Origin of the sequence: Microbacterium pratiae (assembly GCF_047302165.1) — a bacterium.
In the GTDB taxonomy this organism is placed as follows: Bacteria; Actinomycetota; Actinomycetes; order Actinomycetales; family Microbacteriaceae; genus Microbacterium.
Genome location: NZ_CP154843.1, coordinates 3,154,656 through 3,167,951 on the forward strand (window position 1 = coordinate 3,154,656; position 13,296 = coordinate 3,167,951).

The 13,296-nt window shown below is 72.1% G+C and carries 11 protein-coding genes; 3 read left to right on the forward strand and 8 right to left on the reverse strand.

Features of this window, described 5'->3' with window-relative positions; genetic code table 11:
- Position 1 precedes the first annotated feature (1 nt).
- Positions 2-1,303, forward strand: coding sequence for a DUF58 domain-containing protein (locus tag AA0Y20_RS15070; protein ID WP_412935882.1), 1,302 nt, complete (start codon positions 2-4; stop codon positions 1,301-1,303).
- A 557-nt stretch (positions 1,304-1,860) separates the two neighbouring features.
- Here the strand turns inward: AA0Y20_RS15070 and katG are convergent.
- From katG to AA0Y20_RS15085, 3 genes are read right to left on the reverse strand one after another with little or no spacing between them, the layout of a single operon-like run.
- On the reverse strand, positions 1,861-4,200 hold the full coding sequence (gene katG, locus AA0Y20_RS15075; RefSeq protein WP_412935885.1) for a catalase/peroxidase HPI: 2,340 nt from the start codon (positions 4,198-4,200) through the stop codon (positions 1,861-1,863).
- Positions 4,201-4,240: 40 nt separating this feature from the next.
- Entirely contained in the window at positions 4,241-4,678 is a 438-nt protein-coding gene (locus AA0Y20_RS15080; protein ID WP_412935887.1) for a Fur family transcriptional regulator, read from the reverse strand.
- Positions 4,679-4,731: 53 nt separating this feature from the next.
- Positions 4,732-5,727 (reverse strand): stage II sporulation protein M, encoded by a 996-nt coding sequence (locus AA0Y20_RS15085; RefSeq protein WP_412935889.1) that lies wholly within the window; start codon positions 5,725-5,727, stop codon positions 4,732-4,734.
- Positions 5,728-5,743: 16 nt separating this feature from the next.
- Here AA0Y20_RS15085 and AA0Y20_RS15090 point away from each other — a divergent pair, with 16 nt between their 5' ends.
- Entirely contained in the window at positions 5,744-6,604 is an 861-nt protein-coding gene (locus AA0Y20_RS15090; RefSeq protein WP_412935890.1) for an RDD family protein, read from the forward strand.
- Here AA0Y20_RS15090 and AA0Y20_RS15095 read toward each other — a convergent pair.
- Positions 6,576-6,782, reverse strand: a complete 207-nt coding sequence (locus AA0Y20_RS15095) for a DUF3499 family protein (protein ID WP_036305938.1) — start codon at positions 6,780-6,782, stop codon at positions 6,576-6,578. The genes AA0Y20_RS15090 and AA0Y20_RS15095 overlap by 29 nt on opposite strands.
- A 167-nt stretch (positions 6,783-6,949) precedes the next feature.
- Here AA0Y20_RS15095 and AA0Y20_RS15100 point away from each other — a divergent pair, with 167 nt between their 5' ends.
- On the forward strand, positions 6,950-7,303 hold the full coding sequence (locus AA0Y20_RS15100; RefSeq protein WP_412935893.1) for a metallopeptidase family protein: 354 nt from the start codon (positions 6,950-6,952) through the stop codon (positions 7,301-7,303).
- An 8-nt stretch (positions 7,304-7,311) separates the two neighbouring features.
- Here AA0Y20_RS15100 and AA0Y20_RS15105 read toward each other — a convergent pair whose 3' ends face one another.
- The 4 genes from AA0Y20_RS15105 to manA all read right to left on the reverse strand — a co-directional run bounded on the left by AA0Y20_RS15105 (position 7,312) and on the right by manA (position 13,267).
- Positions 7,312-8,703, reverse strand: coding sequence for a DUF5719 family protein (locus AA0Y20_RS15105; RefSeq protein ID WP_412935896.1), 1,392 nt, complete (start codon positions 8,701-8,703; stop codon positions 7,312-7,314).
- On the reverse strand, positions 8,700-11,540 hold the full coding sequence (locus AA0Y20_RS15110; protein WP_412935898.1) for a glycosyltransferase family 2 protein: 2,841 nt from the start codon (positions 11,538-11,540) through the stop codon (positions 8,700-8,702). The genes AA0Y20_RS15105 and AA0Y20_RS15110 overlap by 4 nt, the downstream gene beginning before the upstream one ends.
- 89 nt (positions 11,541-11,629) lie before the next feature.
- Positions 11,630-11,950 carry a WhiB family transcriptional regulator gene (locus AA0Y20_RS15115; protein ID WP_094260134.1) on the reverse strand — a complete coding sequence of 107 codons (321 nt, stop codon included), beginning with the start codon at positions 11,948-11,950 and terminating at the stop codon, positions 11,630-11,632.
- Between the two features lie 144 nt (positions 11,951-12,094).
- Positions 12,095-13,267, reverse strand: a complete 1,173-nt coding sequence (gene manA / locus AA0Y20_RS15120; RefSeq protein WP_412935901.1) for a mannose-6-phosphate isomerase, class I — start codon at positions 13,265-13,267, stop codon at positions 12,095-12,097.
- Positions 13,268-13,296: the final 29 nt, after the last annotated feature.

Sequence of the window (13,296 nt, forward strand, 5' to 3'; positions counted from 1 at the left end):
CGTGTACCTCTCCGGCCTCTTCGTGCTGCTCGTCGCCGTCGGCGTCGTGCCGGTCGTGCTCGCTCCCGCGGCGGGGCTGAACGCGGCGTGGACGGCGCTCGCGTGGCTCGGGCTGTGCCTCGCCCTCGCTGCCGTCGACACGGTGTTCGCCGGGCCGCTGCGCGCCGTCGAGATCGAACGGCGCATCCCGGCGCGGTCACGAGCCGGCGAGCCCGTCGAGACGACGATCCTTGTCAGCAATCGCGGCACCCGCCGCATCCGCGGGAGACTGCGCGACGGCTGGCAGCCCACCGCCGGCGCCGGCGACGCCCGAGCCACGATCGATATCCCGCCCGGTGAGCGCCGGGCGATCCCGATGCCTCTGCTCCCCCGCCGCCGAGGCGAGCTGCGCTCGGCGTTCATCGCGATGCGCAGCCGCGGACCGCTGGGACTCGCGGGACGGCAGCGTGTCCTTCCGGCCGCGGGTGCGTTGCGCGTGCTGCCGCCGTTCGCCTCGCGCCGACACCTGCCGTCGAGGCTCGCCCGGCTGCGTGAGCTCGACGGCAACACGAGCGTCCAGGTTCGCGGGCGCGGCACCGAGTTCGACAGCCTGCGCGAGTACGTGCGGGGCGACGACGTCCGCTCCATCGATTGGCGCGCGACAGCCCGCGCGGGCACCACGATGCTCCGCACCTGGCGTCCGGAACGCGATCGCCACGTCGTGATCGTGATCGACACGGGACGCACGAGCGCGTCGCGGGTGGGAGACGGCGTTCGACTGGATGCCGCGATGGAGTCGGCGCTGCTTCTGAGCGCCCTCGCCGCCCGCGCCGGCGACCATGTGCATCTGCTCATGTTCGATCGTGCTCGGCGTGCTCGGGTCACGGGTATCGACGGTCCGCGGCTGCTTCCGGCCCTCGTGGACGCGATGGCGCCCGTCGAGCCGACGCTCATCGACACCGACTGGAACGCCGTCCTCACCGAGGTGCGCACCCTGACCTCGCGGCCTTCCCTCGTGGTGCTGCTGACCGCGCAGGACGCTCCCGACGCGGCCCGAGGCTTCCTCGGCGCCTTGCCGTCGCTGACCGAGCGCACGACAGTGCTCGTCGGTTCGGCGCAGGACGCCCCCGAACCGGCGCCGGCCGAGCGCGTCGCGGAGGACATCTACCGCGAGGCGGCGATCGCCCATGCCACGCGCGACGCGGAACTGGTCGCCGCAGCGATCCGCCGCGCCGGGGGCGAGGCCCTCAGCGCGACCCCCGAGGCCCTGCCCCCCGCCGTCGCCGACCACTACCTCGCGCTCAAGGCCGCCGGCAGGCTCTGACCCGCGCCCGCGGCCCCTCCCCTCTCACCACCCTCTGCCCTCTGCCCTCTGCCCTCACTTGGCAGCTCACGCCCGCACCCGCCCCGGGATGGGGCGCAACCTGCCGACCCGCCCCCGCCGCATCCCCTTCACCTGGCAGCTCACGCCCCCACCCGGCCCGAGATGGGGCACCAACCTGCCACCCCAACCCGCCGCATCCCCTTCACTTGGCAGCTCACGCCCCCACGCGACCTGAGAAGGGGCACCAACTGCCAACCCACTTCCGCCGCATCCGCGCATGGCAGCTCACGCAGCGCGCGGTCGTAGGCGGAGCGCCAAGCACCGCCCCAGCCCCGCAACGCCCCCACTTGGCAGCTCACGCCCCCGCCCACCCCGGGAAGAGGCACAACCTGCCAACCCAAACCCGCCGCATCCCCTTCACTTGGCAGATCACGCCCCCACCCGACCCGAGAAGGGGCACCAACTGCCAACCCAACCAACCAACCAACCGACCCGCAGCGGGAACGACGAAGGCCCGCCTCGGGAATCGGGACGGGCCTTCGAAGGGATGCTGCGAGTCAGCGCAGGTCGAAGCGGTCGAGCTCGGTGACCTTGGTCCACGCGGCGACGAAGTCGCGCACGAACTTCTCGCTCGCGTCGTCCGAGGCGTACACCTCGGCGATTGCGCGGAGCTCGGAGTTGGAGCTGAACAGCAGGTCGACGCGCGTGCCGATGCCGATCTCCGAGCCGTCGGCGTTCACACCGCGGAAGGCATGCGACCCCGGGTCGAGCGGCTTCCACGTCGCGCCGAGGTCGAGCAGCTTCACGAACACCTCGTTCGTCAGCACACCCGGACGCTCGGTGAACACGCCGAACGACGATCCGTCGTAGTTCGTCGCGAGGGCGCGGAGGCCGCCCACGAGCACCGTCATCTCGGGAGCGCTCAGCGTCAGCAGGTTCGCCTTGTCGATGAGGTGGTGCTCCGCCGGCAGGACCGCATTCGGACCGTAGTAGTTGCGGAACCCGTCGGCGACCGGCTCGAGGTGGCTGAACGACAGCTCGTCGGTCTGCTCTGCGGTGGCGTCGGTGCGTCCGGGACGGAAGGGAACCGTCACCTCGACACCGCCGTCGCGCGCGGCCTTCTCGACGCCGGCGTTGCCCGCCAGCACCAGGAGGTCGGCCAGCGAGACCTTCTTGCCGTCGGTGCGACCGTCGTTGAACGACGACTGCACGCTCTCGAGCACACCCAGCACACGCTGCAGCTGGGCCGGGTTGTTCGCCTCCCAGTCCTTCTGGGGTGCCAGGCGGATGCGGGCGCCGTTGACGCCGCCGCGCTTGTCGCTGCCCCGGAACGTCGAGGCCGCAGCCCACGTCGTCGCGACGAGCTCGCTCACGGTCAGGTCGGTGGCGAGGATGCGGGCCTTCAGGTCTGCGGCATCCGCGTCGTCGATGAGCTCGTGGTCGACGGCAGGCAGCGGGTCCTGCCAGATGAGCTCCTCCTGCGGGACCTCGGGACCGAGGTAGCGCGCGATGGGGCCCATGTCACGGTGGGTGAGCTTGAACCAGGCGCGGGCGAATGCGTCGCCGAAGGCCACCGGGTCGTCCTTGAAGCGGCGCGAGACCTCGTCGTAGGCGGGGTCGACGCGCAGCGCCAGGTCGCTCGTGAGCATGCGCGGCTCGCGGCGTCCGTCCGAGTGCGCGAGCGGCACCATGTCTGCACCGGCACCGTTGACGGGACGCCACTGGTGTCCGCCGCCGGGGCTGCGCATGAGCTCCCAGTCGTAGGCGTAGAGGATGTGGAAGAACTCGTTGTCCCAGCGGGTGGGGTGGTAGGTCCAGGTGACCTCGAGCCCCGACGTGATGGTGTCGTCGCCGTGCCCGGTGCCGAAGTTGTTCTTCCAGCCCAGGCCCTGCATGTCGACGCCCGCTGCCTCGGGGTTGTCCTCGAGGTTCGAGTCGGGTGCCGCGCCGTGGGTCTTGCCGAACGTGTGACCGCCGGCGATGAGGGCGACGGTCTCTTCGTCGTTCATGCCCATGCGGCCGAACGTCTCACGGATGTCGCGCGCCGACTTCAGCGGGTCGGGCTCGCCGTTCGGGCCCTCGGGGTTGACGTAGATGAGGCCCATCTGCACGGCAGCGAGCGGCTTCTCGAGGTCGCGGTCGCCCGAGTAGCGCTCGTCGGCGAGCCAGGTGGTCTCGGGACCCCAGTACACGTCGTCGTCCGGCTCCCACACGTCGGGGCGGCCGCCGGCGTAGCCGAAGGTCGAGAAGCCCATGGACTCCAGCGCGACGTTGCCGGCGAGGATCATGAGGTCAGCCCACGAGATCGACTGGCCGTACTTCTTCTTGACGGGCCACAGCAGGCGCCGCGCCTTGTCGAGGTTGACGTTGTCGGGCCAGCTGTTCAGCGGGGCGAAGCGCTGCTGGCCAGCACCGCCGCCGCCGCGTCCGTCGGTGACGCGGTAGGTGCCGGCCGAGTGCCAGGCCATGCGGATCATGAGCGGGCCGTAGTGACCGAAGTCTGCCGGCCACCAGTCCTGCGACGTGGTGAGGACCTCTTCGATGTCCTTCTTCACGGCGGCGAGGTCGAGCGACTCGAACGCGGCCTTGTAGTCGAAGTCCTCGCCCACGGGGTTCGCGACGGCGGGGTTCTTCTTCAGGATGCGCAGGTTGAGCTGGTTCGGCCACCAGACGTGGTTGGCGTTGCCGACGGTCGGGTGCGGCTGGCCGCCGTGCGAGCCGTGCCCGTGCCCCTGGTCGCCGCCGTGGATGACGGGGCAGCCGCCGGCGTCGTTGGAACGCGGTCGGGTCTCTCCGTCGGCGCGCTCGTCTTCGGGTGTGTCGATGGGGGTGACCGCCTGATCGGTGTCGGTCACGTCCTCGCCGATGGGCGCGGACTGCTGGTCGCGATCGCTCATGGAGATCCTTCCGTTGGGGGTTTTCGGGAGAGAGGGAAGCTCAGGATGCAGCCGGGGCAGCGGATGCCGCGCATGCCGCGCACCGACCCCAATAGGTCACCTCGGCCGAGGCGACCTCGAAGCCGTGGTCATCCGACGGATGCAGGCACGGGGTGTGTCCGACGGCGCAGTCGACGTCTTCGACCCGGCCGCACTCGGTGCAGACGAGGTGGTGATGGTTGTCGCCGACGCGCAGCTCGAAGAGCATGGAGCGGCCGGCCGGCTCGATACGACGGGCGAGCCCGGCGTCGGCGAAGTCGTTGAGAGCGTTGTACACCGACTGACGGCTCGTCTGCGGCATCCGTTCGGCGACAGCCGCGTAGACATCGTCGGCGCTGGCGTGGGGACGCGCGTGCAGCACGGCGTAGACCGCCGTGCGCGACTCGGTCACGCGCAGGCCGGAGGCGCGGATGGCCTCGGGGGCGGTCGTGATCGTCATACCCCGACCCTATCCCGCATTTTTGATTCGATCAAATTAACGGGTGCTCGACGTCACCCCGCCACGAGGCGCGGCGTGCCCGCTTCGTACTCGGTGAGGTCACCGGTCTCGCCCTGCCGCGCGGCGATCCGGCCGAGTCCCAGCATGTAGGCCAGGAAGACGCCCAGAGCCAGCGCCCCGATGCCGATCTTGATCGGCCATGGCCACGGCTGGCGCGTCACGAAGCCTTCGACGAGTCCGGACAGCGCGAGGGCGAGAATCAGGCCGATCGCGACCGTCGCGAGCGACCGCCCCGCAGCGGCGAGCGCCTCTCCGCGGCTGCGACGTCCCGGCGCGACCCAGGCCCAGAAGATGTGCAGCCCCGTCGCGCCCGCCACGAAGATGCAGGTGAGCTCGAGCAGTCCGTGCGGTGCGATGTGGAGCAGGAACACGTCTCCCCGGTCGAACGCGATGAGGATCGCCGCCGCCTGGCCGATGCTCACGGCGTTCTGCATCAGGACCATCACGGGCCACAGCCCGGTGATGCCGAAGAGCACGCATTGCGCCGCGATCCAGGCGTTGTTCGTCCACACGGTTCCCGCGAACACGGCGGCGGGGTTCTCGCTGTAGTAGGCGGTGAAGTCGTTCTCGGCGTACTGCTCGAGCTGAGCCTGCGACCCCAGCGCGGCGACCGCGGCGGGGTCCCCCGACACCCAGAAGGCGACGAGCGAGCTGATCACGACGAAGGCGACGGCGACGGCGAGCGTGGTCCAGCGCACGCGGTACAGCGCGGCCGGGAGCTGCTGCACGAAGAAGCGGGGCAGCAGCCGCAGGACGTTCTCCGGGGCTCCGGTCAGGCGCAGCCGGGCGCGAGAGAGCGTCATCGACAGCCGGTCGCCCTCGACGCTCCGGCCAGCGGATGTCTTGATGTCGGCGAGGTCGGCGGACGCCGCACGGTACCGCGTCACCAGCTCATCGACCTCGTCGCTCGACAGCCGGCGCGCACGCGCGAGGACGTCGAGCCGATCCCACTCGGCGCGACGCGCGGCGACCAGGGCGTCGAGGTCCATTTGCTTAACTGTACCCATGACCACGACCGCTCCCCCGGTGCAGATCCGCCAGGACGAGATCCTCACGGGCGAGGCGGTCGCGCTCGACGTTCAGCCGCTGGGCTTCTTCCTCCGCGCCCTCGGCATCCTCATCGACGTCCTCTGCGGGATCGCGCTCCTCCTGCTGTTCTTCTTCGTCGGCAGGTTCGCGATCGCCGGACTGGGTCTCGAGAGCCTGTCGGGAATCCTCGTCATCTCGGCGCTCGTGCTCGTCCTCGTCGTCATCCCGACTGCCGTCGAGACCCTCTCGCACGGGCGCAGCCTCGGCAAGCTCGCGGTCGGCGGGCGCATCGTGCGCACCGACGGCGGCGCCACGGGGTTCCGCCAGGCGTTCATCCGGGCCCTCGTCGGAGTTTTGGAGATCTGGTTCACCTTCGGCGCGCTCGCCGGAGTGGTCGCCGCCTTCACCCCGCGCTCGACGCGCCTGGGCGACATGGTCGCGGGAACCTACTGCGAGCGCACCCGGGCACCGCGGCTTCCGGCGCCCGCCGGTCCGGTCCCGAGCGGACTGCGCGACTGGGCGGACGTCGCCGACGTGGCGCGACTGCCCGATCGCATCGCCCGGCGAGCATCCCAGTTCGCGCGCTCGGCCGAGGGCATGGAGCCGGGAGCCCGGCTGCGCTCGGCCACGATGATCGCCGGCGAGGTGGCGCCGTTCGTCTCCCCGCTGCCGCAGGCCGACCCGGAGACGCTCGTCCGAGCCGTCGTCGCGCTTCGGCGCGACCGCGAGTACGCGGCGATCACGCGGATCGACGAGCGGGCGCGCGCGCTCGTCGGTGCGGCACAGGAGACGCCGCGCGGGTTTCCCGTCAGACCCGAAGCGTCTCGTGACGGATGACGACCCATCCCTTCGGGACCGACAGCCGCTCGGTGTGGATGGCGCACAGGTCGTGCGCATGCGGATCGGTGCCGCCGCCCAGCGGGCCGAGGGCGGCCATCTGATCGCCGTAGTCGAAGGTCAGGGTCGTCACAGCCTCGCGGGCGCAGCCCACCTTCGAACACAGTCTCTCGCGCATCCCGTCCACGGTAACGTTGCGCGGGCCGCACGATCGGATGCCGCGCCGGTGCCTCACCTCACGCCGCATAGGATGGCCTCATGATCCGGCGTCGTTCCCGGCCCGAGCCGCCTCGTCGGAACCGGCCGTCCCGCCACGGCCGTCACGGCCGCGATGATCGCAGCCCCGTGGTCCGGCCTCCGCTCCCGCCTCTCGAGACCCGCTCGGAACGGTTCGACCTGTCGGTGGGGACGGCTGCGGAGTTCCTGCGGAGTGCATGGCCCGAGCTGCGCGAGGTGCGATTCGAGGTCGCCGGCATGCCCACGGCGAGCGACGACGACGGCATCCCTCGCTGGCAGGTCTTCGCCGCCGAGAAGCGCATCGTGCTCTACCGGCTGCCGATCGAGCGCCTGAACCGGCTGCACCGGAACGACGACCTGCATCGCCGGATGATGGTCGAGAGCTGCGTCTTCCGCGCGGCGGCCGAGTATCTCGACCGTGACCCTTGGGACCTCGGCCCCGACCGGTTCCGCTTCCTCTGACCGTCCGGTCAGGGATAGACCGTGAGCTCGGCGGCCGCTGCGGCCGAGCCGGTCACGGGATACGTTCCGAGCTGCCCCGCGGCTGAGAACCCGACGGAGCCGCGGAGGCCGCCCGCGCCCGGGTCGAGACGGTAGGTCGCTCCCGGCGAGACGTCGATCGTCTGAGACTGGCCCGCTGCCAGCTGCACCGACTGCGGCGCGCCCCCGGCGATGGGTGTCACGGTCGCGACCGTGTCTCGATCAGCGGTGAGGGTGAGCGTCGGGGCGGGACCCGGCGCCACGGTGACGAGAGTCGGCGCATCGATGAGCGGGGCGGCGACGGCCCAGGCGAAGTCGGCCGGGCTCGCCTGATCAGTCGAGGTCCACGCTGCGGCCACGACAGGCTCGGTCGCGGTAGCGGTCACGGTGTAGTCGCCGACCGGCATCCCCGTCACTTCGAGTTCGAGCGGGCGACCCGCGGCCAGGGCGATCGCGTCCTGCTGCGACACGACGCTGCCGTCGGCGACGGCGCGGACGGTCACGCTCGCGACGGTGTCCGCCGCTGTGGCCATGAGCCGCACGGAGAGGCCGCCGGCCGAGGCGACGGAGTCGGGCGCCACCGTGACGTCCACCGCCGGGATGACCTGCTCCGCTGCGGGCAGCGCACTCGCTCCGACCTGGTCGACACCGCCGGCGATGAGGGTGCGCGTCAGGGCTGACTGCAGCGATGCGCGCACGGGCGCGCCCTCCGCCGTGACCTGCACGACGGGGCTCTGCTCCCCCCTCCTGAGCGCAGCAAGGGGGATGACGCGCTGAGAGCGGGCGGCCACGACGATGTCGCGGCCCGCGACGGGGTCCTGCGCTCCGTCGGCGCCGAACACACGAAGGTCGACTGTCGCCGCGACATCCCCGGGGTTCGTCAGGAGGACGAGGTCGCTCGCGCCCGTCGCCGCTGAACCGCCGACGAGCCACGACTCCATCGCGGGCCGCGTGCAGGCCGACACCGCGAGGCCCCGCAGGTCGGGTTCATCGAGCGATGCGGCCGACGCCGCGCCGAGATCCGTCGGGAGGCCCGCCGTCGGCTCTGCCGAGAAGGCGGCGGGGGGCGTGCCCTCGTCCGCCCGGTCGGGTGTCGCGAGCGTGTAGGGCGTCGGGTCGCCGCCGTCCGCGGCCGAGACGACGGCCGAGGGCGCGGCAGCGGTGATCGCGCCCGCCGCGGCCGCATCGCGGCCGAGAGCGAGCAGGGGGCCGTCGCACGCCGCGACCGAACGTGCCGCTTCGGGGACGACGTCGAGAGACATGGGCTCACGGACGAACGTCGGCCACGGCGCCGCGGCAGCGACGATCACACCGCCGCCCACGACGACGGCGGCCACCGCTCCCGCGGCGAGGCGGGTCACGAGTGCGGTTCGCGTGTTCATCGGTCCCTCCTGCGGAGCGGTCGGATGCCCACCAGGCGAGGTGCCGCTCGCGACGCGGACCGGCTCCCGCGGGTGGGCAGAGACAGCAGGAGGGCGATGGCGAACACCGCCGCGATCCCGGTCCACACCGCCGACGCCACGGCACGTGCCGACAGCGATGCCTCGGCACGCGGAGCGACGTCGCCCGACAGCCGCCATAGGTCGCCCTTGTCCGTCGATCCGACCGCGTCCAACCCCTCTCGGCTGCCCAGGGCCGTCGCAGCGGCGAGCCGCGTGCTGCGGGCCGTGGCCGACTCGTCGTCGCCGGACGATGCGAGCAGGATGAACGCGACCCCGTGATCGCGCAGTTCCGCGACGACGTCGTTCGCCGTGTCGGCGACGAGATCGGCGGCGACCTGCGCCGCTTCGCGATCGGCGTCGGTCAGCTCGGTGCGGGCGGTGACGAGCGTGGACTGGCCGCCGAGCGTCGCGCTGCCGCCCCACACGACATCCACGGCGACGCCGTCGTCGGTGGGGGTCAGCACGATCGTGCCGAGCCCCGGAGAGTTCGCACCCTCGGCTGCGACGAAGGCGGGGAGGGTGCTGGTCTCGCCGCGGCCGACGACCGACACGTCCCGCGCGTGCGAAGTGAGCATCGGCACCGCCGCGACGACGAGGCCGGCGACGGCGACACCCGCCGCGACCGTGCGGATCGCGCGGACCGGCACGACGCTGTCGAGCGTCAGGAGCGCGCCCCCGGCCACTCCGATCCAGGCGAGGCTGAGCGCGGCGCCCGGCCAGAGGGCGATCGCCGTCGTGCCGTCGATCGCAACGGCCACCCCGGCCGCCGCGAATGCCGTCGCGACGCCGAGGCCGGCGACGACGAGCAGGGCGATCCCGACGAACCGCCGAGCCGAGACGGCCGCGGCGAGAGCGAGGGCGAGGATCGGCGCGGTGAACAGGATGACCCACCAGACGGGGCCGGCGGCGCCGGTGAAGGCCGCCCAGCCCGCGTCGGCGGGAAAGCCCGCCGCCAGCAGGAATCGTCCCACCACGTCGTCGGCGACCCGTGGGCCGCTCCACGGCACGCCCGGGTCGGCCAGTAGCGACCAGGGGTCGCCGGCTCGGAGCCGCGCGAAGACGAGCGGCAACGAAAGCGCCAGCGTCGGAACGATGATCCAGAGCCACCGGAAGGCTGCGCGCCGACCGCGAAGCGCCATCGACAGCACGACAGCGAACAGCCAGATGACCACGACGGGCGCGGTGAGCACGGGTGAGCACGCCAGCACGACGGCGACGAGGATCGATGCCGTTCCGGCGTTGCCCCACGACCGGTGCGCGGCCGAGGCGGTGAATGCCAGCCATGGCAGCACCAGGTGGACGATGACGGAGGCCGGCCGCCCGTCGCCCAGCGCGACGAGGAACATCGGCGCCAGCGCCCACATCGCCGCACCGACGATGCGCAGGACCGGGCGCTCGGTGATGCGGGTCGCGGCGAACCAGCCGCCCAGGACAGCGAGCGGAAGAGCCAGCAGCCACAGCACCACGAGTGCGCGCGACGGATCGGCCGGTGAGAACGACGCGAGAACGGCGACGACGGCGCTGAACGGGTCTGCCGGACCCACCGCGTCCCATCCGAGCGGGCGCTGGGCACCCGTCGCCTCCGACCATGCACGAGCTGCGTTCGCGGCGAGCGGCGCGAGGGCTCCCCCGCCGATGGAGGGCCAGCTCAGCGCGGCCGGCATCGCGGCGATCGACACCGCGAGCGCCGCGAGCACGGCCCACGCACCGCCCCCGGAGAAGAACCCGAGCTCGGTACGTCGAGGACCGTCTCCGGCCGGCTGGTCCTCGATGAGCCGCTGCCGCATGACCCGCGAGCTCACGCGCAACGGCGCCAGCTGCGACCACGAGGCGCGGCGATGACGTGCGATGCGGCGCCGAGCGCGAGCGATCGCCGAGAACCGCACCAACACGGTGAACGCCGCAGACCATTCCGGCCCGATGCGCGCGGGACGTTTGCCGACGAGATGGAGGATGCTGCGCCAGAGCGCCAGGGGAAGCAGCGTGAGCCAGTGGAGCACGACAGCCGGCGGTGGGGCGTAGACCAGCCGCCGGTGCAGCTGCGCGACACGCGCGGAGTGGACGGCGCGCGCCCGCGCACCGGTCGTCCTCGGCGCCGGCGGACCGGCGACGCCGTCGTGCGCGACGGCGATCCGAGCGCGAGGGGCGAGGATCACGCGGCCACCGGCGAGCCGCACGCGCACGCCGAGATCGAGTCCCTCGTCCGCGCCGCCGAGCGCGTCGTCGATCCCTTCGAGCTCGCGCCATGCGGCCGTGTGCACGAGGATGCCGCGCACGTCGCCGCCGAGGACGTCATCCGTGCCGTCGTGCTGGCCCTGATCGTGCTCGCCGTCGGCGAGTCCGACCGCAGCGCCGAACCTCGTCATCGAGCGGCCGAGGGAGACGATGCGGGTGTTGTCGTCCCACTCGACGAGCTTGGGAACGGCGATCGCGACCGACGGTGCCGTCTCGAGAGCCGCGGCGAGCCGCTGCAGCGCCTCCGGTTCCGGGGCGACGTCCTGAGCGAGGAGCCAGACGGCGTCGCCGTCGATGCGTCGGGAGGCGAGCCGGAGGGCGGCCGCGAACCCCGTGCGCGACGGCGCCGAGATCACCGCTTCGGCGCCGGACGCCTCAGCGAGAGCGCGCAGCCGCTCGTCGCCGCCGCAGAGCACGATGGTCAGCGCATCGACGGCGCGCGTCTGATCGCGCAGCGCGGCGAGCGTGCGCGTGAGATGGAAGGCCGCCGGTGCGCGTCCATCGGGACGCACCACCAGGAGCGCGTGAACACGGGCGGGCATGACGGAGCAAGCCTAGGCGGCGATGCTGAGCAGCCTCGTCACCGGCGGGGCGGGTCGCCGATCTCGTCGGAAGCCGCCGGCGGCGCGTGTCAGACCGCGCGGCGCTTCAGCTTGCGGCGCTCGCGCTCGCTGAGGCCGCCCCAGATGCCGAATCGCTCGTCGTTCTGCAGGGCGTATTCGAGGCACTCGCCCCGCACGTCGCACGACGTGCAGATGCGCTTCGCGTCGCGCGTCGATCCACCCTTCTCAGGGAAGAACGCCTCGGGATCGGTCTGCGCGCAGAGCGCGTCGGTCTGCCAGGCGAGAGCATTGTCGTCACCGTCGGCGTCGACGCGCCGTACACCGGGGACGCCCAGGTTGACCGGGTCGACGAACCAGTTGTCGGGAACGCCCGAACGGTATGCCGTCATATCGTGTCCCCTCCTCGCCGGCCGGCACGCGAGCCGCGTGTCTCGCATTAATTACACCCGTGTGATTCCTCCGGGTCAAGTCGCGGATCGTAAACCCTCAAGCGCGTGTTTAAGCTTCGCGTCGATCCACCGGCGTGTCGCGGCTCACTCCGTGCCGGGCTGAGCGACGAACGCCTCCCCCGCGCCGCCGATCGCCACGGACGCCGCGGAGACGACCGCGGCCGTGCCGGGGACGAGCTCGATGCGCTCGCCGTCGGCTTCGACGACGATGTCGCCACGGGTGGCGAGCACGATCGCGGTCCCCTCGAGCGCGATCTCAGCGACCGACTCGAAGGTCGTCTCGACGCGCGCCAGCCGGAAATCCGACACGCCGACCTCGTAGGAGAAGACCCCCGGAGCGGCTTCGACCGGTTCGATGACGGGCGCAGGGCCGCTCTCGGTGCTGACGACCTCGAGCAACTCGGGCACGTCGACGTGCTTGGGGGTCAGCCCCCCGCGCAGCACGTTGTCGCTCGCTGCCATCAGCTCGACGCCGAGGCCGTCCTGATAGGCGTGCAGCACCCCGGCCGGCGCGAAGAGCGCCTCGCCACGGTGCAGCTCGACGAGGTTCATGAGGGTTGCGACGATGAGGCCGGCATCGCCGGGGAACTCGTGCGCGATCTCACGGAGGGCGCGCCGCTCGGCCGCGAAGTCGGATGCGGCGGCCTCAGCGCTCGCGGAACGGTGCAGCGCGGTCGCGAGGCCGGTGACGACATCCGAGGCCTCGCCCGACAGCGCCCAGCCGATGACACGGCGCAGCGCCGCGGGCTCGTCCTCGGCGTCCGTCGGCGTCAGCGCGGCGGACAGCGCCTCGACGTCGCCGTGCTCGCGCAGCGACGCGATCAGCCGCTGCGTATCGGCGATCGGCCGCAGCCCGACGAGTGCACGGAACGTCTCCGACAGGGCGACGATGATCTCGGGCTTGTGGTTGTCGTCGCGGTACAGCCGGTGCGCGGCATCCCGAGGGATCCGCGCGGCCTCTTCACGCGCGAACCCGGCAGCCGCCTGTTCTCGGGACGGGTGAGCCTGGATCGACAGCGACGTGGCCGCCGCGAGGATCTTCAGCAGGTACGGCAGGGGTTCGATCCCCGCCTCGGACAGGGCCAGGTTCAGCGGGCGCCCCGTGCCGTCGTCGACGCGCGACGGGCTGCCGGGGTGGTCGCCGAACCAGATCTCCGCTTCGGGGGCTCCCGAGGGCTCGCGCCCCTGCAGCTCGGCGATGAGCGTCTCGGAGCCCCACGCGTAGTCTCTGGCGATGTTCGAGATCGGAATCAGCACGAGCCCAGCCTAGGACGCGGGGGCCGCTA

Bases quoted from the DNA above. Each gene is read 5' to 3' on its own strand.
- AA0Y20_RS15105 (WP_412935896.1), bottom strand. From the start codon at position 8,703: ATGAACACGCGAACCGCACTCGTGACCCGCCTCGCCGCGGGAGCGGTG.
- AA0Y20_RS15090 (WP_412935890.1), top strand. From the start codon at position 5,744: ATGACCACGACCGCTCCCCCGGTGCAGATCCGCCAGGACGAGATCCTC.
- AA0Y20_RS15115 (WP_094260134.1), bottom strand. From the start codon at position 11,950: ATGACGGCATACCGTTCGGGCGTTCCCGACAACTGGTTCGTCGACCCG.
- AA0Y20_RS15080 (WP_412935887.1), bottom strand. From the start codon at position 4,678: ATGACGATCACGACCGCCCCCGAGGCCATCCGCGCCTCCGGCCTGCGC.
- AA0Y20_RS15085 (WP_412935889.1), bottom strand. From the start codon at position 5,727: ATGGACCTCGACGCCCTGGTCGCCGCGCGTCGCGCCGAGTGGGATCGG.
- AA0Y20_RS15110 (WP_412935898.1), bottom strand. From the start codon at position 11,540: ATGCCCGCCCGTGTTCACGCGCTCCTGGTGGTGCGTCCCGATGGACGC.
- katG (WP_412935885.1), bottom strand. From the start codon at position 4,200: ATGAGCGATCGCGACCAGCAGTCCGCGCCCATCGGCGAGGACGTGACC.
- AA0Y20_RS15095 (WP_036305938.1), bottom strand. From the start codon at position 6,782: ATGCGCGAGAGACTGTGTTCGAAGGTGGGCTGCGCCCGCGAGGCTGTG.